The organism is Leptolyngbya sp. CCNP1308 (assembly GCF_034932455.1).
In the GTDB taxonomy this organism is placed as follows: Bacteria; Cyanobacteriota; Cyanobacteriia; order Phormidesmidales; family Phormidesmidaceae; genus Nodosilinea.
Genome location: NZ_JAYGIH010000007.1, coordinates 58,621 through 83,651 on the forward strand (window position 1 = coordinate 58,621; position 25,031 = coordinate 83,651).

A 25,031-nucleotide genomic window follows, 5' to 3' on the forward strand; every position below is an offset into this window, starting at 1 on the left:
CTAAATCAGAATATTATGCAGAACGCATCTTGTGAGTTTCCCGGTTTAGGTTGATAGGCGGGTAGTTTTGGTCTATCAACCTAAATAAGGGCAAATAGGCCGAAACTTTCTCTCTAACAAGATTGTTGTGCTGCTGGGTTCTTAGTGTGAGCAGCTGCCTGAAGGTGGTCTATTTAGGCTTTAGTTCCTGAGAACTTATTAGAGATACAGAGAACGAAGGCAACTATGGCAGAAGATAAAGTTGTGCAGGCGCAAGAAGTTTATGAGCCTAAGATTATCAATGATTTTCAGTTAGCTGGACTTACTGCTGAAACAAGCTTGCCAGGGAAAGAAGTAAAAATAATTCAGAAAATGTTCACTTCTTCTTTAGATGAACACTTTTCTCTCCATGCAACGCAACTTCTGTCTCCAATTCTTGGGACAGATCCTGGTTCATTTCTTAACTCACTTTTGGTACTTATTGAACCCAATAACAAAGCTTATGTTTACGAAAAATTTCCTTTTGGTGTGACAGCGATTCCTAAGACCCCTGTTGAGCCATATCGAGCCGTTTTCAAGAACAATTTAGCGGATATAACTGCGGTTTTCTTTCAGGATATTGTGATTGACTTGAATCCAAAAGACGGAGACAGGATTGTCTGGCTGTTCCGCGAAAATTGGCATTTTGGTCTCTTTTTTGATTTGAGTGGAAATCTCAATAGTCGATCAACCTTAAATGAAATGGGGGCGTGTTATAGAAGGCTTGCTTACCTTAGCGAATATTTGTTTCTAGAGAACAGTAGTAATTTTAAGCAAATGGTAGAGGATGGCTGGTTTCCCTTCGTAGCTATTATTAGTGACGGCATGGAAAAAGTACAGCTTTATTATCAGGAAGGCGGGAAATATCCCTCCATATTACAAGAGTTGATAGATTCATTTAATGAGCAAAGAATATTAGCTCTCATATCAAACTGGTGGCAGAATTCTCTTTTTGCTAGAAACAGAAAAATTATTCAGGCTGGGATTAACAGTTATTTGACCAACACAGAAGATGGTTATATTAGTGCCGTTAAAATTTTTTCGACTGAGTTGGAAGGTATTATTAGAATTGCTTATCATCAAGACTTCAACAAAAAACCAAAATTTAGAGAATTAAAAGAATATATATCAAATAAAGGGAAAAGTAAGTTTAGTAGTCTGGGTTCTTTGTGTTTTCCAGATAAGTTTCTAGACTACCTGAATGATTATATATTTAGAGATTTTGATGTTCAGGTAGGTTATGCACCTGAGAGCAGGCACTCTGTTGCACACGGGGTAGCACAGGACAATATATATACTCAGGAGTTTGCTCTAAAGCTGCTCCTAACGCTAGATAACATCTACTTTTTCTTGGGAAATCGTTAATCCAATTCAATTATCTTCGTGTCATTGATTTGAAATCACCGCAGTATAACAATTTGGGTGCAGCGAATTGACCGAAACCGATTGGGTTGAATACAAAGATTTCGGCAGTCGCTGATCCGAACCGTTAGCCCGACAATCCTGATGCCTTTTATTCTTGATACCAATCGTCTATCTATTTTGATTTATGCCCCATAGTATTAATGCTGATGAAGTTAACCAAAGTATTTTCATATTGCAGAATTTTTGTTTTGCAAGTTATGCTTTTTGCAAAAAATATGAGATAAATGAATATTCTGAAATCGAGAAAGAATTTACCTGGGATTATTATTACGGATGGCTAAGAACACTTGTTAGTGAGCATTTGTTGCAATGTGCCATAAAAATTCGTATTCTTCAAGATGTTGTTCGAGAGAATGATGAAGAAGTAAACTTCACGGAATTAGAGGAACAGGCGCTAGGTGATCTGGTCCTAGGGAGTTTGCATGGCGACAAGAATGTACTTACAGTGAGAGAAGCTTGTAATAAGATAATTCATGCTGTAGAAGTCTCACTTGACTGGACACCTATGGCCTACGAGAAGGGTATACATGAAGACAAAATACTACAATTTTGGTCGGGTATAGTGAAGCTTCGTGGTAAAAAAGGAAACTCTAATTGGGAGCTTTCTTTGGACGTAGAGAAGTTTTGTATTGCCTTATCTCGGTTTTTATCTATTCTTGAAGATAGGGTTAACTGGGGGCACGCTTACAAGTGGAATTATTAAGCGACGGGCTAATAATTCCACGCATACAGACAGTCGATAGGTGATTGGTAATTATGCCAAAAAAACTAGCAGCAGATGATGGGGAAAATTAGACCGACAAATAACAAGTAATTAAACTGGTCTAAAATGTCACATAATATCGATTTTCAAGATATCGATGATAGATTAATGCTTCTCCAACATATTGAATTTGGAAGCCATAGCTATTGTAAAACCACTGAAGTAGGACGAAATCACTCCAAATATGCAGCAGACGAGTGGCACGAATATTCCGTTAATTTAAAGCGAATAGTAAGTAGCCATGTAATCGAGTGTGCAATTAAAATCAGAATCATTGAAGATACATTGAAATCCCTTGGCTCAAAAACTGACTTCAGACTAAAAGATGATGAGGCTAGAGAAGAATTGAATATAGGTTACGTACATTCTGGGAAAGTAAATCTTTCGTTGAGGGAAAGTTGCAATAAGATTGTGCACGCCACTTCTGTTGATCTAGGTTGGGCTGAGGAAAAAGATGGATCGTCGCGTCCAATTGAATATTGGAATGGTAGATTAAATTTGTATGGGCAACAACAAACGAATGTTTGGCATGTTGAGCTTGAGATAAAATCCTGGGCTCAAGCTCTTCGTATATACTTGTTACTAATCGATGAGCCTAAAAATGTAGATTTATTCTCAAAAATGATGTGATGTTTTTGTTGTTTTTCTTGGTGACTTTCACTCTTATGGGATGCATTTCAAGTCAACTTTTAGTACTTCACTAATAATTTCTTGAAGACGCACTTCGTTAATAAAATATTGTTTTAAGCTTTCTATAAAATCGCACATTTTTTCACGGTTTTGGTTGGTCTTGGCGGTAGAGTTTGCATCTGTGGACACGGTTTGGATCGCAATAGAGGTTAACCTCAAGGGCTGCCAGCGCTCTACAGTGGACGGGAGTGCAGTTTCGCCTATTCACCCTCTTTAGGCTTAACCTGACTGGCCGCGATTCCCCTCCGGGAACACTACGTGAACGCGGCCTCAGCCCCGAATCCTAAGCCTTTGCCTTGGTAGCTGCACTGATAGCGATCGCGAGGGCAGCTTCCGCATCGACCCCTAAGGCTTCCAGCACCAGCTTTAGGTTTTCCCAGCTGGCTTTATCTGGATTATTGAGAACTCGTCGCACGGTGGAGCCATAGCTATCCGGGCGGCTGCTATCGCTGGGTTTGGCCTCGGCCAGGTGCTTAGCGATCGTGTACGCGCTAGTGCCGCTGGCCTCAGCTAGACCGGCGATCGCATCCTTGAGGCTCATCCTACATACCACTGTTGACGGTGCGCTTATTCTAATACCTCCCTGCGGCTTAGCGCTTCTAACCTTTTCCGGTGGCCATCGCCAAGGAAATCTACTCGCTGCTCTAAGACTGCGATCGCGCCTTCTATGGCTTTTGCCATCTGCTGTTGCCTCTGCAACTCTGGCTCAGCTTTTCGGATTACCCTGGCAACTCTCATCAGCTCTGAGTGTTTCGCCTTTTTTTCAGGAGTCCATTCAGCCTGCCGCTTTGCTCTTACTTTTTCGGTGCCGGTGCGATTTAGCTGGGGCTGGAGACGCTTTATCCATTCCCTTTCGTGGCTGGCTAACCTAAAGTCGGTGTCATACGCAGCCAGTATTTCAAAGGTGAAAGACTCTACACCGTGCTTGTTGGCTAGCTCTTGCATTGCAGGGATAGGGTGCGTGCCTTTAATTAGCTGTAGCTTGTGTCCACGCAGTCTTACCTCAAGCTGAACCGAGCGCCCCACATATTGATCACCTGTGGCTGTACAGGTAATGAGGTAAACACCGCAGGTCATCCCAGCTTCTCCACCACGTAGGCGGGCAGTGGCTCAGCGCTGGGGGCTGCGCCATCCTCAAAGGTAATCAACCGGGCGTAGGCTGTCTCGCCGTCTTCGCCTTTGCCAGTGGCGCGGCTAAACCAGATCGCGGCACCATACTTGGAATTGCTGCCACACCGCCGGGTGTAGTGGTGCCCCATCCAGAAGATGACGGTGGGGCCGTGCTGGTCTTTGCTCACCTCATAGGCTCCGATGGCCTTAACCCATTCGTTTTTGTAGGCAGATAGGGGCCGCTTCCAGTTGGGCGGGTTGGCGGCGGCGGTAGCCATGAGTGCCAGCTCGATGTTTTTTAGGGTGCGGGTCAGCTCGGCGTAGGTGTCAGCGTTTTGCTGCTCGGTGGTCATGGCTTAGGCTCCTGTAAGGGTTTTGGGTTTGCTCTCTTTCATCAACTGCACCAGCTCGGCGGCGGTGAGCTGGGCTAGGGGTTCTCGGTGGCCTCGACGGCGTAGCTTCTGGCGCATCTTGACGCGCGCGCGGGCGTTGCGATCGCCCTGGATGTCTTGGGGGTTTTTGCTGGCTACTGCGGCCATGAGTCTGCCGCCTTTGTTGCTGGCCATAATGTCACTCTCTGCTGTGGTTTGCGGTGCTCTCTCTGGGCTGTGAGCTGGCGGCGCGGCGGTCTAAAAAAATGGGCGGTATAGCTTGCAGGTTTGGGCGTAACTGTTGGGCGGCTGCGGATTGCGATCGAGCTGCGCCATAGCCCAGCAGTGGGCGGGCCTGAGCTGACCATTAACGACGCGGGCGGGCTGCCAGTGCTGGCAAAAATTGCAGGCGGGCTTGCTTAGCTCGGCATCGACCCAAGCCCAAAAATCGGCCTCTTGCTCGGGGGTCAGTGTCTCGTAGGTCATGGCTCTAAATGCTGTGGTGTGGGTAGGTGAGAGCTGCCCTTAGCGGTGGCTGCGAGTGCCTTAAACCAGTGCCTTAGAATGCCGGGGCTGGGTCTAGCTGTCGGTGGCCAACCTGCTGCGGCCACTGCTAAGGGGGTAGGGGATAACCGAAACTTCAACTAGCCCTTGCGGGCCTACGCCTCTAGCTGGTTTGCTGTCGCCCTCGCCGGGGTTCGCCTGTGCGGCTGCTACCTCGCGGTGGAGCACTTGGGCGGGCGTTCGCCTGTGTGGCTGCTGCGCCCCCAGGTATTGACTACCTAAGCCGGAATTACCCTTGCTCTTGCCTACTATTATAGCACCACTGATGGCGCTATAAGTGTCTAAAAGCTTGTTATTGCGTAGATATTGCACCATAAATGGCGGGTAGGCGCTAAAATAAAGGGGTACTGATAAGGAGCGAAAATGGGGCTAGTGGGCTGGGCGACTTGGGCTAGAGCTGCCAGGGGTGCGCGGCCCGGGGTGGTGGTGGCTGTGGCTGGCGATCGCTGGGCGGCGGAGCTACCCGCACTCTGCCCCCAGGCCTTGCTAAAAGGTGCCGCCACATGCCCCCAAACTGGAGCGCTGGCGGTGTGGCTGGTGGCCGCTGATGAGCTGCTGCTGCTAGTGCCTGAGCCACCGCGCCACGGGTCGCAGACCCCTGGGAACCTACTGCCCTGGTAGGCCTGCGCCGGGCCGCGAGGCCCACCAAAACCCACTACGCCAGATGGCTTAAAAAACGCGAGAACCCTTGACACCGCGCCCGACCTGCCTTTCTCTTCCCGAGCCGGGGGGCGTGGGGGGCTGGCGGCGAAGCCCACCACAACAACAAAAAGTGGAGCGAAGCGGAACACCCTACCCCGTAGCGCAGCGGAGGACAGAGAACCTTTGCCGATCGCAGCGCCCAAGATCGAGCGCACACCACGCCGCGAAGGGGCCGCTAGGGCAAACGGCACGAAAAAAAAGCGAAGACCACCCCAAAACGCCACCGACCGCACAGATCTAAGCATCCCGCTGGGGAGCTGTGGGCGGTGGCCAACGCAACAAGCTGAGCAACCCCAAGGAAGTGCCGGTGCAGCAGGGCTTGCCCTAGCGGCCAGAGGTTTGCGTGGTATTCTGCGCCGTTGCGCTGCGACTCGGCCAACGAGAAAGCTACTACTTGCGGAAACTCTTATCGAGGGGGGCACGGCCAACCAACGGGCGGCGGTGCCTTTACTTGCGGAAACTTTCACCACGGATAGGGCGGTGCGCCCAAGCGCACGGCCCGCCTTCCTACATCGGGAAAATTCGGAACCATAAAAAAACCGGCGAAGGCGAGGGCCAACGCCGGGAGAACGCTAGGCGCAGAGCTGCACCACCGACCGCGACCCGACCCGAGAGCCGGGCACCCCTGAACCGCTGACCACGACCGGCGACGACCCGGCAGGGCAGGGGAACAGCAGCGCTAGACGGGCCGCTGTGGCGGCGGGGCACTGAAACGTGATGAACGAATGACCGGGGAACGTGGAACACGCACCACCGCCGAGGGCGTAGGCACCCTGCGAAACGAGACGCGCCGAGACTGGAGCCGCCGCCGCTGAGGGAATGCCCCAGAGACAGAAGCAACCCGCGCCCTGGGAGCGCCAGAACCGAACGTGACGCCAAGAGCGAGGAACCCGAGCACCGACAACCAACGAAAACTGATGACGTGTAAGCATGTGGCACACCTGCCGAAACAACACCGCACCGCCCCGGTGCGATCGCCTTGGCTTCCTGATAGGGGTACTAGCGCCAGCTGCCAAAGCGACTGCTGAACCTGTGACCGATCGCTGTGCCCGGTGGCGCAATGGAGCGCAGCACCAAGGGAGGCCGCGCGACGTCAACCATGCAGCACCGATCGCCCTGCTGAGTGGCCGGAATAGGCACGGGCTGGCGCGGGTTCATCCCTAGGGATAATGCCTGCGGAAACCTGTGGAGGCTAGATAACTGTGGCAAATCGGGGCCTTTGTCGTTCCGGCTGAACAGAGGTCTATGCCCGTGCCCTTTGGGCCGCTGGGGATAGAAGCGGAACGGCCCGCGCAGCTGCCGGTCAACATTCACCTTTGATAGGGCCGTTGTTAGCGGATAGCCCCAAGCCGTGGCGCGGAGCAGAGCGGCTAACCGTGTGGCGATCGCCCCCCAATCATCCTGCAGCAGTGCGCCAGCAAAAGCCCCAGCCGAGGCCGGGGCAAAGTGGTGTGAAATGTCCAGAGTGTAAGCGTCTGGAAAGACACCAGAACTTTATCATTCAGCATTCTCACTGGTGTAGAACATTCGTTCTTAGGTGAACTCTAGACCCATGGATCGTTACACCCTCGAAGCTACTGCCGCCCTGGCCCAAGCCTCTGAAGCCCCAGCCCTGGCCCCAGCGATGGACCAGATACCTTTTGGTGAGATCGGGTTCTTTGCGATCGCGGGCCTCTGGTGCCTGCAATACTTTCTAAAACATGCCACTGCTCAAAGCACCGAGAGCTGGCAAATGCTAGAGCGCCTGGTGGAGTCTCAGCAGAAATCTAACGATACGCTGGTCAGGACCAACCATGAGCTGACGCTACGGCTTGCCCGAGTGCATGAGCGGCTAGAGAGAATCGAGCGGGTGTTGCTGGACGGCAAGGGGAAGTGATGGCGAGAGCAAAAATTAATCCAACCCCTGCCGACATTGCCAAAGTTGAGCGACTGGCGGGCCAAGGCTTTCGGCTGGAAGACATTGCGATCGCCTGCGATGTGAGCGTTAGCACCCTGCAAAAATGGAAGGAGCTACCGGCGATCGCCACGGCCTACCGCAAAGGCAGAATCGAAGCGACTAGCAATGTAGCTGAGCGCCTCTACAACCTGGCGATGAGCGGCGATGTAGCGGCCTGCATTTTCTGGTTGAAGGCACAGGCGGGATGGAGCGATCGCCCCCAACCGGAAGCAACGGCACAGGCTGAGGTGCACATCTACCTACCGGACAATGGGCGCGGTTCCGCTGCCTGATGCAGTGAATGGGTGGATAGGTTGAAGGATGCGATCGCAACCCTCGACCCATCGACAGCAACGGCACAAGACAGAGCAGCAGCAAACCGGGTCAGGTGCCCCCGCCTGCACCGTGCGCCTATCGACTTAGCCGGGTGCTCCCCCCACATACCCCCCGTCACATTTTTTCAGGAGAGGCGCAAAATTTTTATGGTTTTCAGATTTGCTTTGCTGGCCCTGGCGGTGCTGTTTATCTTGGCGGCGAAGGGCGACCGGGATGAGTTCCCAGGGCGACGACAGGGCGGCGGCGGGCATGGAGTTAGGGCGGGCCTTATCATTGCCTTAGATTTGGGGACATCGATGGCGATCGCCCCACCTTGTTTAGGGCAACCCCACCTTACGGGGAATCAGGAGGTGATTGCCCATGTCATCGAGAATTGAACTGCGACCCCAGCCCGGCCCTCAATCAATGGCCTTGGCTAGCTCTGCCGATATCGTAATTTTCGGTGGCGGCTGAGCGCTGGCGGTGGGAAGTCGTGGACGATTCTGCTTGAAGCGCTGCGCCACATCAAAAACCCAGCGTTCAACGCTACATTCTTTCGCCGGAGCTACCCCCAGATCAAGAATCCCGGTGGCCTTTGACTTTGGGACGCAAGCTTAGGGGTCTTTCCTCTGGCCGGTGGTGTTCCGCAAGTGTCAGCCCTAAAGTGGTCATTTTCTAGCGGTGCTTACGCTGTGATGCGTCACCTAAAAAATGATGCGGCGGTTCTGGAATGGCAGGGCACGGAGTTGGTCTATGTGGCGATGGATGAACTCACGCACTTTAGCGATTATCAGTATTCCTACATCACATCCCGCCTGCGCTCTACCTCGGGCATTGCACCCTACCTACGGGCAACCTGCAACCCTGACCCTGACAGCTTTGTGCGATCGCTGATTGACTGGTGGATCGCTGACGATGGCTTCCCAAACTATGAGCGCTCTGGGGTGATTCGCCACTATGAGCGACACGAAGGGGAGCTGCTTTGGTTTGACGAGCCGACCGAAGACAGTCTTAGCATTACCTTCATTCCGTCGAGCGTCTACGACAACCCGGCACTGCTGCAAAAAGACAAGAACTATCTGAAAAAACTAAAGGCGCTGCCCCTGGTGGAGCGCCAAAAACTGCTTGATGGTAATTGGAATGTGAGGGCACAGGCCGGGAAAGTCTTCAGAACCGAATGGTTTACCATCACCCAGCAGCTGCCCCAGGTGGTGAAGTGGGTCAGGGTGTGGGACTTCGCCAGCACTGGCGACATGCAGGGCAAAGACCCCGACGCTACCGCCAGCGTGCGCATGGGCCTGATGCAGAACGGCGGCGTGGTGATTACTGACTGCACCCATGAACATTTGACCCCTGCCGGAGTGGATACCAAGCTGAAGGCGATCGCGGCTGCCGATGGCCCTGGCATCCCGATCCGCTGGCAACGCGACCCAGGCCAAGCCGGGGAATATCAGAATCAGGTGCTGCGATCGCACCTCCCCGGCTACGACGCGAAGGGCATCACCACGACCCTAAGCAAATTGGAGCGGGCCAACCCCCTCAGCCGGGCGGCGGAATTTGGCGAGGTGTATTTGCTGCAAGGGCCCTGGAATAACCAGCTGATTAACGAGCTTACCGCCTTCCCCGATGGCCCCCACGACGACATCACCGACGCGGCGGCGATGGCCTACCTGGAGCTGACCGGCGTGGCGATGCCCCGGTTTGGCTCAGCCAAATTTCGCTGAGTCTCAAAACTAGACTCATTCATGCCAGGGCGGGCATGATAGGGCATACGCAAAAAACCACCTTTAAAAAGAGCGTGCGCTGGTACACCGTTATCGACCCTCCGGGCACTGAGCCGATCCGCCTCCCCAGCGTGACCAGCATTTTAGATGTGACCATGCCCCAGGCGCGGCGCGATACGTTGGTGCGGGCTGAGCTGGCGGCACCGGCTAACTACCACATGAAACGGGAGGCGGCGATCGCCCGTGGGACTGCTGTTGATGCTTGGGCAAAGCGGTGTCTAACGGAGGGCAGGATCTACGGTGCCCCTCACCCGGTCGAGCGCCAGTGTAAGCGCCTACTGCCGCTGGTGCGGGGCATCATCAAAACTGGCGGGCGGGTCTATGTCGATCAGGTGGTGCACAGCGTTCCTTTGGGCTATGCGGGGACCCTCGACATCGTAGCCACTTTGCCCGGTGGCCTGGTGGCCCTAATTGAGCTGAAAACCTCGGCCTATACGATTTGGCCTGAAGCGGTTGCCGAGGCACAGCTCCAGGCTGCTGGTTATTTCTTGGCGTGGGGCCGGATGTACCCAGAACGGGGGCTAACGGCAATCGCCACTTACCACGTCACCCCCTACATGATCCACGAACAGGTGATTAGCGACCCCGCGGCTCTGGGCCGTGCTGTTCACACCTGGACGCTGCGCCTCAAACAATTTGCCTCGCGCTTTAACGCTCTGGAGTTGTGATGGGTAGTAGGTTCTTTCGTGCTCCGGGGGCCAAGGTCAGCTACACGGGTTACGAGACGCGCAACTATGTGAGCCGTAAAGCACGGGTGAGCCGGGGCTACTACATCAGCCCTACTCGGCGCGATCGCATTGGCGACGGCTGGCGGTTTTGGTTCTTCTCACCGCGCGGGCCTGCTGCGGATGGGGGTAACTGGCGAGTTGATGCGGTGCGGGCCGATGGCGACGGCGGCGACGACGGCGGCGGCGACGGCGGCGGCGACGGCGGTGGCGATGGTGGGGGCGGCACACTCCCGGCTTGCCCACCAGCGGGAACCACGCTTGATCATACTTGGGTCGGGTGGCACTATCTTGATTTTGATTTCACCCTGCCGCCGCCCTACTACACAACGGGTTCTGGCTCTGGCACTATGCCTCAGTCTGTAGCGCAGTCGATTTCACCCCCTGGTAGCTATGTGGCCGAGGGTGGCGGCTATTCTGAGGGGCCGTTCTTCTATGCGCCCTGGTACTGGTACAGCGACGATGGCGATAGTGGTTGGTCGGGGGAAACGGTTTACTACTATGGCACCAATCCTAATGTTGATCTAGCGGCTGAATGGGCGGCCTGGAAGGCAGACGATCGCTACGTGACTCCTGGCTTTGTGCTGACTACCGTATCGGGAGGCGATTTTTACCTTAACGACCCTAACGGGCTACCGTCTCCCTACTGTGATGACGGATCTACCCCTCCACCTGACCCAGACCCAGGCGGCGGCGGCACTGCCCCCCCAGGCTTTTTGATGGGCGAGGGGCCATGGGCCTACGCTTGCCGCTGCCCAGACTATACCGGTGAGGAATCACCCTACCGGGTGGCCACCGCGCCCTCGCACCGCAAAACTCGGAGCTGGGGGCAGATTCGGCCAGAGTCGCCCTGCAAACACATCGTCTCGTCGGCCAGGTCGCTGGGCGATCAGAAAACTCTAGTCAAGTGGGTGCGCACCTTCAAGAATGACAGCCCAGGTCGTGAGTTTACCAACTCGCCGACGCTGACCGCCGTTGGCGGAGCCTCCCCGGAGGGGAATCGCGCTTACAACCAGGCCAACGCTGAACTCAATGCCGCCTTTAGATCCACGGCGCGATCCATTGGCCGGGCTCGGGCAGCCCAGAACAAGCAGGAACGGGCGCAACGCTCGGCGCGATCGCTTAGCAATCGCCTGGGCAGACTCTGGCGGCTCAACCCAGATGGCACGACTACGAGCAGTAGTAAGAAGGGGCGATATGGGGAAACCTTGGTGGGCAGCCCCATCAACTGGGCCGCCATAGAGAACACCGACACAGCCAGAACGGCTAGCGCCCGTAATGCAAACGTCGATGAATTTATTCAGAGGAATGGCCGGATAGAACCGCTCGACGGCATTCCTTCGGTGGCTGACCTATTCCCCACGATCGCCATCTCGTCAGAGTTCACCCCCAAGGATGATGCTGCAATACGATATGTCAGACGCTCAAACCGATAAGCCATGGCCTTCGCTTCTGCCACTGCTCAAAAAATAGGGAAGTATCTGGGCTACCCCGCCGACAACAGCAGCCAGGGGGCGATCGCCGCTGCGCTAGCGGCGATTGAGGGCATGACGGACACTACCTACAGCGACGATGCGATCGCCACAATCGAAGACTACTTGACTACCCTTGACACCTTGGCCGCCGCTATCTTGACCGAGACCCAAACCGAAGGCTCTACCCTGGTCTCTGAGCTGCGCCGCGAGTACCGCCGTCACTGCGCCCTGGTGGCGGTGGCCACTGGTTTACAGAGCTGGTCTGACACTACTGGAGCAACCCAAACATGAGCCTTACAACGGCTGAAATTGAAAGCATTCGCCGCTACCTGGGCTATCCCGGTGACCAAACCAACGCGCAGGCGATCGCGGACCGCTGCGCGACCTACCTCACCGAAGCCAGCGAGGGCACGATTCGGGGCCACCTTCGCCAGCTCGATCGCATCCAGCAGCAGATCATCACTACGGTGCCCTTCGCGGCTCAAACCTTTAGCTCTGGTGCAGGGGGAACCCAGCAGTACGCCCCGGGCCAACGCATGGCGACCTTTCACAATGAGGCCAACCAATATATAGACGAAATTGCGGCCACCACGGGGCTGGTGGTCTATCGCCGCATCTATGGCGGGGGCGGCGACGGTGGCCGCTGGAGCGGGGGTCGTACAATACGGGGTTAAGGTCGAAAACTCTCGAAGCTGTGGTCTGCCGCCTGGTGCTCCTGGGCGGTTTTTTATGTGCTTCCCCTTCACACCGGGTATTCTTAGCGTTAGTCCCATGAGACTTATGCTTTGCCTCCCGCGCTGATCGACACTCAATGCACCGCCTACCGCCGACAGCTGCCCGTCTGGCGATTGCTGGAGGATGTCTACACGGGCGATCGCGCCTGGCTGGACTATCGCGCCGACGGCACCATAGAGCCACGCCAAAACGCTAAGCGCTACCTGCCCCAGCTGCCCGCCGAAGAATCGGACGAATACAAGCTGCGGCTGCTGCAATCGCACTTTGACGATCGCTTTGCCCAGAGCTGCCGGGATTTTGTGGGCCTGGTGTTTAACAAAGGGGTGCGGCTCGTCGATGTCCCAGCGGCGGTCAAAAAACAATGGGCCAATCTCGACGGCGAGGGGCTGACCGGCGATCGCCTCTGCGGCCAGATTGGCATGTCGGCCCTGAGCCTGGGCCACACGTTTTGCTTGGTTGACTATCCCGAGGCCGACGATTCGATTGTGAGTCTGGCCGATAGCCTGGGCGCAGGCCGTGCCCCCCACTGGCATCACTACAAGCCGTTCGATGTGATCAACTGGCGCTATCGGCGGGTGGGTGGCCGCAATGTGCTGAGCATGGCGGTGCTGCGCTACTCGCAGGTGCTGCCCGATGGCGAGTATGGGGAGAAAGAGCAGACCTTTTACCTACGCCTGACCCCTGGCCGCTTCGACACCTTCACGGTGGCCAAGTCACCGCTGAATGGGCAGCTAACCCAGTACGTTATTCCCGAGCGCTGCGGTGAAATGGGGCGGCGGCTGCGCGGTGTGGTACAACCCTTCGACCATATTCCTTTGGTCTGCCTGTACGGGGGCGATCGCACTGGTTTTTTTACCAGCAACCCCACGCTGCTGAGCCTGGCCAAGCTCAACCTAGTTCACTACCAGGTGAACTCAGACCACCGCCAAAAAATGCACTACTGCTGTTTCCCCACTCCGGTGCGCACGGGTGGCCAGGGTGAGGATCTAACCCTTGGGCCTCGTCAGCTGGTCGATGTGCCCTTGGGCGGTGGCTTCGGCTGGTCTGAGCCGAACAGTCAAAGTCTGGCGATGTCGCGCATTGAGGTGAAAGACATTGAGAGTGCGATGGATTTTTTAGGGGCCGATTATCTGGTCAAGCCGAGCGATCGCCAGGCGGCTAGTACCACGATGGTGCAGGCCAAAAAGATCGAGTCTGAGCTCTACCTGTTCGCCGCTGACTTTGCCACGGGCATTACCGAGTGCCTGCGCCGACATGCTCAATGGCTGGGCCTGGACTATGGCGGTACGGCCACCTTAGAAACCAAGTTCTTCGACAACCTGGCCAGTGACCCCCAGCTGCTACTGGCCTATACCCGCCTGCGCGAGCTGGGCGAGATCAGCACCCAAGAGCTGCGCCGCCTGGCCGCTGCCGCTAACTTCTTCCCTGACTCTGTAACCCTTGAGGACAACCCCGATGGACTTTCTGAAAGCACTCAATCAAATCAAAACGGCTCTACCCGAAGGGGCTGATACCAGCCAGATTGATGCTCTGAGCACAGCCCTACAGCCCTACCAGGGTCTAGACCCGGTGGCTGCTCGTGAGGCGATCGCCAACCAGGCGACCCGCGCCGCGAGTGATGCCCAGTATCAGCAGCTGCAAACTGAGCGGGACAACTATCAAGCCCAGCTCAAGCAATTTCAGGACGGCAATGCCCAACTCTCGAAGGAGCTGGCCGCGACTCGGGGCCTAGCGGCAGCCGGGGTGCGCCCGCAATACGAAGAACTGCTGTTGCCCAGAGTAACTGGCTCTATAGAGCTGGCCGAGGATGGCACACCCCAGACCCCCGAGGGGTTTTGGGATGGCCTTAAAACCAAATATCCCGACATGTTCCACGCGGAGGATGGGGCCGGCACGGGGGCCGCGCCGGGGGCGACTACCGCCGATGACTCGCCGCGCACGGTGCAGGCTACTAACGGCATGGTGACGGGCTTAGATCCGTCTGATGTGCTGAACGGTAGCATTGCGCTCAAGCTCTAGCCCGTGCTGATTTTGATTCTCTCAACTCTTTAGGAACTAACTTCAATGGCTATCGAAGACCTCTACGGTAAGGTGCTGGCCCTGGCTGTCCAGACCATCCGCAAGCAGACCGCTCTACCTGCGCTGGTGAACAATCTCACAACGGGCGATCGCTCCCAGGCTGCGACCCGTGGCGGGGTGACTGAGGTGATTGTACCGCCTGAATTTGCAGCCCGTGATGTGGTGCCAGCCGCAGTGCCCCCGGCCTCACAGGCCGCACCTGCGCCGACTACGGTACAGGTGCCCCTCGACTTTTGGAGGGAGGTTAACTTTCCGCTGACTGAGAAGCACATCACGCTTTTAGAAAATGCCGATACTGCCGCGCCGATGTTTTTGCAGAATGCGGTGGGGCCGATTGTTGAGGAAATCACGGCTTCTATTTTGGCCACCTATCGCGGCATCTACGGCTATGTGGGTACGGCTGGCACTACACCCTTTGGCGCTAGCCCTGCTGAGGCACAGCAAGCTAAAACCGTGCTGACCCGTCAGAAGTGCCCGCGCTTTATGCGAAAGCTGGTGCTGAACAGTGGGGCCTATGGCAACGCGACGGGCTTGCAAAACTTTCGCCTGGTGGATCAGTCGGGCTCTAGCGAGACGCTGCGCGAGGGGGAGATCGGGCGGGCCTACGGGTTCGACTGGCATGAAGATGTGGGCTTTGATGGCATTAGCCACACCAGCACCCCCCTAACCGCTGGAGCGGCCACCGTCAACGGTGCCCATGCGGTGGGTGTGACGACCATCAGCATTGCCAAGGCGACTAACGCTAGCCCGCTGGTGGCGGGCGACATCATCTCTTTTGCAGGCGACACCCAAACCTACGTGGTGGTGACTGGGGTAAACCTGGCGGTGGGTAATACCAACGTGAGCATTCAGCCGCCGCTGAGGGTGGCCAAGGCGGGCGGTGAGGCGGTGACGCTGCGGGCCTCCCACAGCATTAACCTGGCGTTTCACCCCATGGCGTTTGCCTTTGACTCTCGCCCTGCGGCTCGGCTGAATATCCCTGGCGTAACCAGCAACTTTATGACCTGGGTGGATGAGATGACTGGCGTTACCCTGCGCCTGGAAATCAAGGACGAATATCACCAGGTAGGTTTTTACCTCTCTTGCCTGTGGGGGAGAAAGCTAGTTGACCCGCGCTTAGCGGTGCGGATTGCGGGGGCGGTGGGTGAGTAATGGCTGAACTGCCGACGATCGCGATCGCCACCTCTGACCTGCCCCAGGGGTGGATGCTGATCAATGCTGCTGACTTCGACCCGGAGCAGCACCGGGTTTATGACGGTCTGATCCATGAGCCCGATTCTACGGGTGAGGAAATGGCACCGCCTGGGCCTGGGCCAAAGCTGAGCGACCTGAATCTGACTGAACTGCGATCGCTGGCCAGTGATGAGAAGATACCCGGTCGCTCGGGGATGGACAGAGAGGAACTGCTAGAGGCATTGCAGGCGAAGGACTATGAACTATGAGGCGGCTTACCTGGCCAAGCTCGAAGGCATCATTGTGGCGATGGGTGGGGTGGTGCCGGTGGTGACGAATCCTTCTAGTTTTGAGCGGCGATCGCTAGAACTGCTCGATGCGATCGCCTTGGCTTCCTCCACTGCATCTGCTTCGGCGCTGTTGGTGGGTTCGTCTACCCTGATTCCCTACCCGGTGACTCTAGCTAATCAGCTCTACACCGATCCAGCTGGGTGGCTCTGGTATGCGCCGAATGGTGGCTCTATTGGCAATGTTGGCAGCGGCTCGACGGTGGCGCTCGCCAAACTTGAGCAGCTGTTCTATAGGCTCTGGGAGCACTTGGGTTTGGCTACGGCTGGGTGGTCGATTCTCACCGTTGACGGGGTGCCCTCGACAGCTGGGGCAACTGCTGCGGCTGACTGGGCAGCCGGTAAACGGCTGCTTGTGCCTGACCAACGAGGGCGATCGCCCATCGCGGCGGGCCAAGGTTCGGGGCTGACCAATAGGGCGATTGGTTCTCGGGGTGGGGCAGAGACTCATGCACTGATTGAGGTCGAGAACGCGACCCACGGGCACGGCGTAAATGATCCGGGGCACGGCCACACAATGACCATATCTAGAACAGACCCTGGAACTGGCACGGATGTCCAAGCCATTGAGCGTAACGGTAGCTTCATCGGGCCTCAAAACTACGGCGTAAATAACGCTTCTACAGGAATCACAATTCAGAGCCAAGGTTCTGGCTCACCCCACAACAACATGCAGCCCTGGGCTGCGTACACAGTGCTTTGGTTTACTGGTCAGAAAGCATGAGATTTTTAGCAGGCAACGATCGCATCACCCTTGAGAACGGAGAGGCCTACTTTAGCTGCACCCTGGCGCAGTTCTTGGAGCTTGAGCCTGACTTTAGCTATGAGCCTGGAGCGGTTGAGCAGTGGTTACCCATACAGCACTCGATTGTTGTTGATGGGAACCAATGGCCCGCGCCTGAGCGCCTGGGCGATCGCTCTCCTTACCTTGCCAAGATTGAGCAATACTTAGCGGCTCTGCCACCTGACTCTCCACCCGACGCGGCCCCTGATCTGGCTGACTGGTCGGGCTTCCGACTTTGGCGATACCGCGATGCCGACTATATGGCTCTACTGCAAGCACAGCCGGGGCTTATGCTCGCCCTTGAGAATGCGATCGCCCAAAGAGATTACGCTGCCGCTGGTGCTGTGTGGCAGAACCTCCGAAGCAACAGCCACATAACCCCAGCTCTGGTTGAGTCTTTGAATGGTGCGATCGCAACTTATGAACTACCTTTCTCATTGCCTGGGTAAGTGGGAACGAATGGGGACAACCGGGTCAGGTGCCTCGCTCTGGTGCGTTGGGGTTCCCCTGGCCCGGCCAATCGCCTATCGACTTAGCCAGGTGCTCCCCCCACATACCCCTTGCCACATTTTCTTAGGCCACGCACAAAATTTTTTAGTTTTTATAGAATCCACACCAGCAGGCCGCACACTGCGACCCACGCAAAAAGCCCCCAAACGTCATCGCGCACGGGGGCTATGAAGTCGATAGGTAAGTCTTCCATTATCCCTTGCCTGTATATACTTCTTAAAAGTACAGTCTTTAACAGGTTCCACGCGGGATTCAGCCTCCTCTGGCCGGGAGCGCCCGATGCCCCTCCCCTGGCTGGGAGACTGTGCTACCGTTAATGCCCAAGTCGCTCTCCACACACCCTTGGGGATATCCCTGAGGCGAGTTTGACCCAAGCAACGCCTACAACTTCAGATGAGTCAATCCATAGAGGGGCTGTTTGCCCAAACCCTGGCCCGTCGTCATGTCCTCAAGCTGTTTGGCGTGGGGGGGATAGCGGCACTGCTGAGCTACTCGCGCCTCAGTAAGCCCCAGCCCACGGTGTTTCAGCGCGATCGCCTCGAACTGCCCACCCAGGTCGGCAAGCCCACGACGGCGGTGGTGATTGGCGGCGGGCTGGCAGGATTGGCGGCGGCCTATGAGCTGAGCCAGCGCGGCGTAGCGGTGACGCTGCTAGAGCGATCGCCCCAGCTCGGCGGCAAAATCGCCAGCTGGCCCATCCAGGTGGGCGAAGAGTCTTTCATGATGGAGCACGGCTTCCACGGTTTTTTCCCGCAGTACTACAACCTGTTTAGCCTGGTTGACGAGCTGAGCATTCAGCAGAATTTCAAGTCCCTCGATTACTATTCGCTGGTCTACAAAGACCACTACGACCCCGAGGTGTTTCGCCCCAGTAACTCGGCATTTCCGTGGAATATTGTCGATCTGGCGATTTCCTCTTCAAACCGGCTGGAGTGGGGCATTAACCTCACCCACCTCAAGCATCTCCAGGTGTTTCGCGAGATCACCGGCTTCCGCAACCCCCAGACCTACGAGCGCCTCGACCAGCTGTCGGTGACCGAGTGGGTGGGCAACGATTTTCCTAAGGGGCTGTACGACCTCTACTTTTTGCCCTTCGCTAAGTCGAGCCTCAACTCCCCCGATGTGCTCAGCGCCGGGGAGCTGATGCAGTTCTTTCACTTTTATTTCTTTGGCAACCCCGAGGGGTTGGCCTTTAACGGCACCTGCCAAGACATGGGGCGATCGCTGGTCGATCCTATGGTCGAGGCCATCCAGGCCAACGGTGGCCAGGTGCTGACCGGCGTAACCGTCAGCCAGGTGGCTTGGCAGGAGGGCAAAGTGGCCGGGGTGACCTACCAGAATGGCAGCGTGGTGGTTAATCCAGTGCCCTTCTGGGTCGATCGCAACCCCCTGCTGAGTTCAGAGACGATGGAATACTTTGGTGCGGGGGACAGCGTTTATTCGGTAGCACCGGGGGCGAAAACCGCCCTGTCGCTGACCTGCACCCACCAGGGCTGTAGCGTGCAGCGCCAGGTGACCACCACTGCCGAGGGCTACCTCTGCCCCTGCCACGGGGCCGCCTACGCCAGCGATGGCGCGGTACTGGCTGGCCCAGCGCGGGAGAATCTGGCGACGTTTGAGGTGTTGCAGCGAGAGGGCGATCGCATTCAGCTCATGGCCGCCAACGTCGATGGCGTTCCCAACGTTGCCCACGATCTCACCGCCGACTACTACGTCATGGCCGCCGACATTCCCGGCATCAAAGCGCTCTTTTCGCTATCCGACGGTGAGGTAGAACCTGCCCTGGTCTCCCAGATCGATCAGCTCCAGGTGGCCGACCCCTTCGCTGTGGGACGCTTCTGGCTCGATCGCGACTTTGACTGGCAGCACAGCTGGTTTACCTCCCTCTCGGGCTACCGGCTCACCGACAGCATTACCCTCTACCACCGCATTCAAGACGACTACATTGCCTGGGGCGATCGCACCGGGGGCAGCGTCGTCGAGCTGCACGCCTACTGCTACAAAGAGAAAGACTTTCCCACCCAGGCCGATATTCTCGACACCTTTGAGGCCGAGCTCTACGAGATTGTGCCCGAGCTAAAAGGTGCGACCGTGCTGCACCGCCAGCTAGTGAACCAAAAGAATTTCGCTGGCTTTCCTCCCGGCAGCTTTGCCAACCGCCCCCAAACCGCCACCGCCGTCAACAACCTGCTGTTTGCGGGCGACTGGGTACGCATGCCCTTCCCCTGCGGACTGATGGAGCGGGCGGTGAGCAGCGGATTGCTGGCGGCCAACGCCATTTTGCAGCGCGAAGGGGTGCAGCGCCGCCCCATTCTTTCGGTCAACCCCGAAGGGGTGCTCAAAATTTAGGGGTTATCCCCGGAATAGGCATTTTCTCCAGCAATAGGGCAGGTGTGAGATGGACGGATTAACTAGAGAAGCAGCGGTCACAACCCTCAAACAGTCTGAACCTCTGGCTGAATCGCCGGAAAGTGGCCAGGATTCCTCTGCGCCCCACGAGACTGCGGCTCCTAAACGTCCTCTGCGAAAACTGGGTATCAACCTCAACCACTGGTACGCGGTGGCCCAGAGCAAAGAACTGGGCACCCAGCCCCTAGCGGTGAGCCTATGGCACCAGCCGATTGTGCTGTACCGCGATCGCACCGGCAGCCCCATTGCCGTCGAAGACCGCTGCCCCCATCGCCAGGTCAAGCTCAGCGAGGGCACCGTCGAGGGCGACAACATTGCCTGTGCCTACCACGGCTGGCAGTTTGCCCCCGACGGCAGCTGCGCCCACGTGCCCTACCTAGAGCCCCAGCAAAAGCTGCCCACCTGCGCCCTACGGTGGTACCCGGTGCAAGAGCGCGACGGCTTTATCTGGCTCTTCCCTGGCGAGGCAGCGCTGGCGGATACGGTTACCCCAATGGGCTTGCCCGAGTGGGAGCACCTCAACTTCATCGGCTCGCTGACCACCATCGACGTGCAGGCCCACTACTCATTCTTAATTGAGAATTTGATGGATATGTACCACGGCCACCTGCACGGCGGCGCGCAGGTGTGGGCCAACCCGGTGCTGGCCGAGCTAGAGGCTAACGATCGCCATGTTCACGCCCACTACGATGCTGAGAGCTACTACCGCATCGACAAAATTTGGTCGGCCAGCCAGCTGCTGATTCCAGCACTACGCAAGCTGCACCCCGAGCCACTGGACGTCTATTACCACTATCCCCACTGGCGATCGACCCTAGGCGATGACTTCGTCATCTACTGCCTGTTTTGCCCGGTGAGCGAGACCCATACCCGCGCCTACCTGCTGCACTTTACCTCTCTGGAGCGGTTCCCGAAGCTGCACAAAACCCCGCTGGCGGTGCGGCGGTTCGTCAAACGGGCCTTTACCAACTCGGCGAGCTTTGTGCTGCGACGACTGGTGCGCGAAGACGTGCTAATGCTGGAGCAAGAGCAGCAGGCCTTTGATCAACACCCTACCTATCGAGGGCCGGAGCTGAATCGGGCGCTGACGGCGGTGCAGCAGTTGATTCGGCAGCAGGCGGAGGGGTAGGGGTGAGGGGAGATGGATGAATTCAAAGTGCAAAATTGAAAATTCAAAATTTTGAACTTTGAATTTTGCACTTTCCGCATCAGGAGACAGCGGCCCTAAGCCAGTGCCTTTCCACCCTACAATGGGCCTGCGATCGCAGTTCAACTCTAGAGGCTCTTTTTCAATGGCTGGCCCCGATATTCTGGCGCTCGATTTTGATGGCGTGGTCTGTGACGGGCTGCGGGAGTATTTTCAGACCGCCTGGCGAGCCTACGGTGAGGTGTTTGAGCCGGAGGCGGGGGCACCGCCGGAGGGGCTGGCGGAGCGCTTCTACCCGCTGCGGCCCGTGGTAGAAACGGGGTGGGAGATGCCCCTGGTGCTCTACGGGCTGAGGTCGGGGGTGCCCGATCGCGACATTCTCGATCGCTGGCCGGAGCTAGTGCCGCAGCTACTGGCCCAGGCGGGGGTGGAGCCTGCCACCCTTGGCAAAGCGGTGGATGGGGTGCGCGATCGCTGGATTCAATCCGACATCGAGGGCTGGCTCAGCTACCAGCGCTTTTACCCTGGCGTGATCGATCGCCTCCAGCAGGCGATCGCGGCGGGGGTGGAGCTGGTGATTATTTCGACGAAGGAAGGTCGGTTTATTCAGCAATTGCTGGCTAAGAGCGGGGTGACGCTACCCAGCGAGCGAATTCTGGGGAAAGAGGTCAAGCGACCCAAGTACGAGACCCTGCGGCAGATCAAAGCCGCCCATCCTGACGCGACCCTCTGGTTTGTGGAAGACCGGGTAAAGGCCTTGCAAGCAGTACAGGAGCAGCCTGACTTGGGCGATGTGGCGCTGTTTTTGGCCGACTGGGGCTACAACACGGCGGGCGATCGCGCGCACGCTACGCCCCAAAGCGGTATTCACCTGATCTCCCTGGCTGATTTTGGCGGCCCCTTTGAGCAGTGGGTAGCGGTAGACCCCAGCAATGTAGCCTAGGATTCACCGTAATTTTACGGAAACTTGACCGCTGGGGCGATCGCTTAAATTGTTCGTAACGATACCAACCAGTATTTTTCCGGATTCTGGCCCCCGAGCCAGAATGTGGAATAGACCCCGGTGTTCAGTGATCCCGATCGGGCTACTGTAGCGTTCCGGCCCAATGCTCTGCTGTTGTCTCTGTCTGTGTTCCCATGCCTGACCTCTTTGTTCCCCCGTCAAAAACTGCCCCCGCGACGGAGTCTGTTATTTTAGAGGCGCTACCCCCAACTGACGAGGTGCCTGACGACACGGCAGAGCCGATCTTAGAGGTCACCACAGTCCCTGTAGAAGACTTGCTGGCAGCAGATCCCCCAGCCACAGTCGCCCCTCCACTCCCTGTAGAAGATCCCCCGGCACCAGACTCAACCGGGGATGGAGAGGCCGTACTCACCATCGCCCTGGAGACAGACGCCGTGCCACCGGCAGAATTCTCCCGCGATCGGGCACCAGCCACAGTAGACACCCTCTTTTTCTATGGTCGAACCGGCAGTGGCGACTCCACCCTTTACGAGGTGGATCTGTCCAGCGGTACCCTGTCGCCAGTGACTACCCCGCTGGACCTTTTCCCCACCACCCTAGACGGGCTCTTTGCCGCCGAGCCCCTAGCTCCCCCCATTGGCGCTGATCAACCAGATAACGACCGCGTCTTCACCCTAGTACAGGGCAGCAGTAGCAAAAACTTTCTCATCGGTACCACCGCCAGTGAGGCCCTGTTTGGGTTGGGTGGCGATGACCTGGTGTTGACTGGGGCCGGCCACAACCTGGCCTTTGGTGGCCCCGGCAACGACACCCTGGTAGGCGGCACGGGCGACGACGGGCTATTTGGCGGTACTGGGGACGATGTAATCGACGGCGGCGCGGGGGATGACCTGCTGCTGGGTGGCCTAGGCAACGACGTGCTGGACGGCGGCGGCGGAAGCAACATTTTAGTCGGTGGCGCCGGAGCCGATATCTTTAGACTCAACACGCCGGGGGGCTATGGCGGCGCTTCGGTGGGTGGCCTCAGCTCTGCCGAGCCCGACATTCTGGTTGACTTTAATGCCGCCGAGGGCGATCGCCTCGACTTTAGTCTGATTGCGGCTCAGTCGCTATTTGCCGGTCTCGAATTGCTGTCTTTTCTAGACTTTGTGCAGGTGGGGGCCGATACCCACGTGCAGGTGAGTACGCCCCTGGGGCAGATCACCACCGAGGCCATTTTGCTGGGGGTGGAGGCCGATACTATTACCGCCGAGAGCCTAACCTTTACGCCCCCTACCGGGCTGCCCTTGCTGAAGTAAATTTAGCTGCCAGAGGCGTCTCACTTTCCGGTAGCATCGGGGCTGAAGCGATCGCGGTAACGTTATGAGCGAGGCCCTGCTGCATCAGTTGGCCACCCACATGGCTGGGGAGTTTGACAATCGTCAGCAATCCCTGGCCGACCCGACCTGGTACCTCCACCTGCGGCTGTGGCAACGGCCTCTGCCGAGGGCGTTGTTTGGCGAAGGGTACAGCTTTTTTATCGAGCAGATTAGCGTCATCTCGGGCAAACCGCCCTACCGCCAGCGCATTTTGCACATCACCCAGCGCAACGACCAACTTTGGGGGCAGTACTACGGGCTGCCCGACTCGGTGGCCTACAGCGGTGCGGCCACCCAGCCCGATCGCCTGGCCTCGCTCACGCGCGAATCTCTGATTGACCTGCCCACCTGCGGATTGGCGATCGAGTACCAGCCCGCCAGCCAAACCTTTAGCGCCCGCCTGCCGGGGGATAGCCTGTGCAGTTTTACCGTCAATGGCACTACTTCCTACGTGCGGCTCAAGTTTGACCTCGGCCCCGAGTCGCCCGCCCCCAACAGCCCAATGGTGCTGCATATGGAAGATCGCGGCGTTGACCCGGACACTGGCAAACCCACGTGGGGCCCGCTGATGGGGCCGTTTCAGCTGGTGAAGCAAAGCGCCTTTGCGCTGCCGGGGTAAGGCGCTGGTAAACCACGCCGCTTGCGGGGCGGTCATCGGTGTTACCCTGGAGCGATGCTTTAGGCCCCTAGGGCCTGATCTGGGGCGTTCCCTCGGGAAAATCGCCCCTGTTTAATTGTTTGTTAATTGCCATCCACCTCCCCTTTCTTACCGACCCCGCATGGAGACCGATTTCCTAATTCTGACGGTGTACTTCATCTGTATGGGCTATGTGGTCTATAAGATGGCGCTGTCGATTGAGGAAGAACTGGAAGACCAGGTGGTACTGGTGCCCGACGCCGCCGGGTTGGAAAGCACGGTGCGATCGCAGCTGGTGCGCCAGGGCTTTGCCGAAACCGCCGCCGCTGTCCTCCAGCCTGGGGCCGGAGCGTTGGGTAAAGTTGTTTCTCTTCAGCTGACGGTGCCCGAGCCCAGAAGCCTAGCCGCTCCCGAAGATCGGCCCGACGAACCCGACGAAGGGCAAATTATGGTGCAGGTGCTGCCCCAGGGGCCTCACCCGCTTCAGTCGGTGAATGGGCTGACGGTGCAGGTGGTCAACCAGAGCCGCGCTGTTCAGGTGATCGTCGATTGGGATCGCAGCTCCATTAGCCGCATGACCAACGAAATTCGCCGGGTGATTCGCCACACCCCCGGCATGCGCCTCGATCTGGCTGTGCCTCAGGTGTCGAGCGTCGTCAACCCCAACCAGTACCTCAGCACCGTAGTGGCCAGCGAAGACTGCTTTGGCCGCAGCGCCGACAGCCAGGTGCTTCAGCAGGCCACCCCGGTGGTAGATATTCCCAAAATGGCCAACCTCAAAGGCCCCCTGCGCAACTATTCCCTCGACCTGGTGGTGCAGCTAACGCCCTTTAGCGGGCGGGGGGGCCGTCCAATTATGCTGCTATTGCCGTTTCGCTTTGCGATCGAGCCCCTCCCCGCCAAAGCCGCCATTCCCCTGGTGAACTGGATTCTCAAACGCTAGGAGAGCCAAAATGACGATCAGTACGATGCGCCACTATGGCCGATGATCGTCTCCGCCCGCAGCTAAA

31 protein-coding genes are annotated in these 25,031 nt (G+C 57.2%); 24 read left to right on the forward strand and 7 right to left on the reverse strand.

Going from position 1 to position 25,031, the window contains the following annotated elements; genetic code table 11:
* Positions 1-225: 225 nt before the first annotated feature.
* The 3 genes from VB780_RS05265 (at position 226) to VB780_RS05275 (ending at position 2,836) form a co-directional block, all read left to right on the forward strand.
* Complete coding sequence (locus tag VB780_RS05265; RefSeq protein ID WP_323350091.1) at positions 226-1,383, forward strand: hypothetical protein; 1,158 nt, start codon at positions 226-228, stop codon at positions 1,381-1,383.
* A 184-nt stretch (positions 1,384-1,567) separates the two neighbouring features.
* Positions 1,568-2,146: a hypothetical protein gene (locus tag VB780_RS05270; protein ID WP_323350092.1), complete on the forward strand. Its 579-nt coding sequence runs from the start codon at positions 1,568-1,570 to the stop codon at positions 2,144-2,146.
* 126 nt (positions 2,147-2,272) lie between these two features.
* The gene (locus tag VB780_RS05275; protein ID WP_323350093.1) at positions 2,273-2,836 is read left to right on the forward strand and encodes a hypothetical protein; all 564 of its coding nucleotides are present in this window, start codon (positions 2,273-2,275) and stop codon (positions 2,834-2,836) included.
* Between the two features lie 343 nt (positions 2,837-3,179).
* Here the strand turns inward: VB780_RS05275 and VB780_RS05280 are convergent, their stop codons facing one another.
* The 5 genes from VB780_RS05280 to VB780_RS05300 form a co-directional block, all read right to left on the reverse strand.
* Positions 3,180-3,437: a hypothetical protein gene (locus VB780_RS05280; protein ID WP_323350094.1), complete on the reverse strand. Its 258-nt coding sequence runs from the start codon at positions 3,435-3,437 to the stop codon at positions 3,180-3,182.
* A gap of 26 nt (positions 3,438-3,463) precedes the next feature.
* Positions 3,464-3,973 (reverse strand): GIY-YIG nuclease family protein, encoded by a 510-nt coding sequence (locus VB780_RS05285; protein ID WP_323350095.1) that lies wholly within the window; start codon positions 3,971-3,973, stop codon positions 3,464-3,466.
* Entirely contained in the window at positions 3,970-4,359 is a 390-nt protein-coding gene (locus VB780_RS05290; RefSeq protein WP_323350096.1) for a single-stranded DNA-binding protein, read from the reverse strand. The genes VB780_RS05285 and VB780_RS05290 overlap by 4 nt, the downstream gene beginning before the upstream one ends.
* 3 nt (positions 4,360-4,362) lie before the next feature.
* Positions 4,363-4,572, reverse strand: coding sequence for a hypothetical protein (locus VB780_RS05295; protein WP_323350097.1), 210 nt, complete (start codon positions 4,570-4,572; stop codon positions 4,363-4,365).
* Positions 4,573-4,635: 63 nt separating this feature from the next.
* Complete coding sequence (locus VB780_RS05300; RefSeq protein ID WP_323350098.1) at positions 4,636-4,863, reverse strand: hypothetical protein; 228 nt, start codon at positions 4,861-4,863, stop codon at positions 4,636-4,638.
* A 441-nt stretch (positions 4,864-5,304) separates the two neighbouring features.
* On the opposite strand from VB780_RS05300, the gene VB780_RS05305 reads away from it, so the two are divergent.
* Positions 5,305-5,562 (forward strand): hypothetical protein, encoded by a 258-nt coding sequence (locus VB780_RS05305; protein WP_323350099.1) that lies wholly within the window; start codon positions 5,305-5,307, stop codon positions 5,560-5,562.
* Between the two features lie 653 nt (positions 5,563-6,215).
* Here VB780_RS05305 and VB780_RS05310 read toward each other — a convergent pair.
* Positions 6,216-6,575, reverse strand: coding sequence for a hypothetical protein (locus VB780_RS05310; protein ID WP_323350100.1), 360 nt, complete (start codon positions 6,573-6,575; stop codon positions 6,216-6,218).
* Between the two features lie 67 nt (positions 6,576-6,642).
* The gene (locus tag VB780_RS05315) at positions 6,643-6,957 is read right to left on the reverse strand and encodes a hypothetical protein (RefSeq protein WP_323350101.1); all 315 of its coding nucleotides are present in this window, start codon (positions 6,955-6,957) and stop codon (positions 6,643-6,645) included.
* A gap of 238 nt (positions 6,958-7,195) precedes the next feature.
* Between VB780_RS05315 and VB780_RS05320 the strand changes: the two genes are divergently transcribed.
* From VB780_RS05320 to VB780_RS05415, 20 genes are all read left to right on the forward strand, one after another.
* Positions 7,196-7,519, forward strand: a complete 324-nt coding sequence (locus VB780_RS05320; protein WP_323350102.1) for a hypothetical protein — start codon at positions 7,196-7,198, stop codon at positions 7,517-7,519.
* The gene (locus VB780_RS05325) at positions 7,519-7,872 is read left to right on the forward strand and encodes a hypothetical protein (protein ID WP_323350103.1); all 354 of its coding nucleotides are present in this window, start codon (positions 7,519-7,521) and stop codon (positions 7,870-7,872) included. The genes VB780_RS05320 and VB780_RS05325 overlap by 1 nt, the downstream gene beginning before the upstream one ends.
* A gap of 189 nt (positions 7,873-8,061) precedes the next feature.
* Positions 8,062-8,292: a hypothetical protein gene (locus VB780_RS05330; RefSeq protein WP_323350104.1), complete on the forward strand. Its 231-nt coding sequence runs from the start codon at positions 8,062-8,064 to the stop codon at positions 8,290-8,292.
* A 252-nt stretch (positions 8,293-8,544) separates the two neighbouring features.
* Positions 8,545-9,618: a phage terminase large subunit gene (gene terL / locus VB780_RS05335; RefSeq protein WP_323350105.1), complete on the forward strand. Its 1,074-nt coding sequence runs from the start codon at positions 8,545-8,547 to the stop codon at positions 9,616-9,618.
* A 35-nt stretch (positions 9,619-9,653) separates the two neighbouring features.
* Positions 9,654-10,346, forward strand: a complete 693-nt coding sequence (locus VB780_RS05340; RefSeq protein ID WP_323350106.1) for a hypothetical protein — start codon at positions 9,654-9,656, stop codon at positions 10,344-10,346.
* Entirely contained in the window at positions 10,346-11,839 is a 1,494-nt protein-coding gene (locus VB780_RS05345) for a hypothetical protein (protein ID WP_323350107.1), read from the forward strand. Before VB780_RS05340 ends, VB780_RS05345 begins: the two co-directional genes overlap by 1 nt.
* Positions 11,840-11,842: 3 nt before the next feature.
* Positions 11,843-12,169: a hypothetical protein gene (locus VB780_RS05350; protein WP_323350108.1), complete on the forward strand. Its 327-nt coding sequence runs from the start codon at positions 11,843-11,845 to the stop codon at positions 12,167-12,169.
* Entirely contained in the window at positions 12,166-12,552 is a 387-nt protein-coding gene (locus tag VB780_RS05355) for a hypothetical protein (protein WP_323350109.1), read from the forward strand. Before VB780_RS05350 ends, VB780_RS05355 begins: the two co-directional genes overlap by 4 nt.
* 111 nt (positions 12,553-12,663) lie before the next feature.
* Positions 12,664-14,124 carry a DUF4055 domain-containing protein gene (locus tag VB780_RS05360; RefSeq protein ID WP_323350110.1) on the forward strand — a complete coding sequence of 487 codons (1,461 nt, stop codon included), beginning with the start codon at positions 12,664-12,666 and terminating at the stop codon, positions 14,122-14,124.
* Positions 14,069-14,632, forward strand: coding sequence for a hypothetical protein (locus VB780_RS05365; RefSeq protein ID WP_323350111.1), 564 nt, complete (start codon positions 14,069-14,071; stop codon positions 14,630-14,632). The genes VB780_RS05360 and VB780_RS05365 overlap by 56 nt, the downstream gene beginning before the upstream one ends.
* 45 nt (positions 14,633-14,677) lie before the next feature.
* On the forward strand, positions 14,678-15,844 hold the full coding sequence (locus VB780_RS05370) for a P22 phage major capsid protein family protein (RefSeq protein WP_323350112.1): 1,167 nt from the start codon (positions 14,678-14,680) through the stop codon (positions 15,842-15,844).
* Complete coding sequence (locus VB780_RS05375) at positions 15,844-16,134, forward strand: hypothetical protein (protein ID WP_323350113.1); 291 nt, start codon at positions 15,844-15,846, stop codon at positions 16,132-16,134. The genes VB780_RS05370 and VB780_RS05375 overlap by 1 nt, the downstream gene beginning before the upstream one ends.
* Positions 16,124-16,936, forward strand: coding sequence for a hypothetical protein (locus VB780_RS05380; RefSeq protein ID WP_323350114.1), 813 nt, complete (start codon positions 16,124-16,126; stop codon positions 16,934-16,936). Before VB780_RS05375 ends, VB780_RS05380 begins: the two co-directional genes overlap by 11 nt.
* Positions 16,933-17,445, forward strand: coding sequence for a hypothetical protein (locus VB780_RS05385; protein ID WP_323350115.1), 513 nt, complete (start codon positions 16,933-16,935; stop codon positions 17,443-17,445). Before VB780_RS05380 ends, VB780_RS05385 begins: the two co-directional genes overlap by 4 nt.
* Before the next feature lie 454 nt (positions 17,446-17,899).
* A complete protein-coding gene (locus tag VB780_RS05390) occupies positions 17,900-19,855 on the forward strand; it encodes an FAD-dependent oxidoreductase (RefSeq protein WP_323350116.1) in 1,956 nt (651 codons plus the stop codon).
* Between the two features lie 49 nt (positions 19,856-19,904).
* Positions 19,905-21,044 carry an aromatic ring-hydroxylating dioxygenase subunit alpha gene (locus VB780_RS05395; RefSeq protein ID WP_323350117.1) on the forward strand — a complete coding sequence of 380 codons (1,140 nt, stop codon included), beginning with the start codon at positions 19,905-19,907 and terminating at the stop codon, positions 21,042-21,044.
* Between the two features lie 163 nt (positions 21,045-21,207).
* Entirely contained in the window at positions 21,208-22,005 is a 798-nt protein-coding gene (locus tag VB780_RS05400) for an HAD family hydrolase (RefSeq protein WP_323350118.1), read from the forward strand.
* Between the two features lie 194 nt (positions 22,006-22,199).
* A complete protein-coding gene (locus VB780_RS05405; RefSeq protein ID WP_323350119.1) occupies positions 22,200-23,324 on the forward strand; it encodes a type I secretion C-terminal target domain-containing protein in 1,125 nt (374 codons plus the stop codon).
* 64 nt (positions 23,325-23,388) lie between these two features.
* Entirely contained in the window at positions 23,389-24,003 is a 615-nt protein-coding gene (locus tag VB780_RS05410; protein ID WP_323350120.1) for a chromophore lyase CpcT/CpeT, read from the forward strand.
* Between the two features lie 160 nt (positions 24,004-24,163).
* A complete protein-coding gene (locus tag VB780_RS05415) occupies positions 24,164-24,964 on the forward strand; it encodes a hypothetical protein (RefSeq protein ID WP_323350121.1) in 801 nt (266 codons plus the stop codon).
* Positions 24,965-25,031 lie beyond the last annotated feature (67 nt).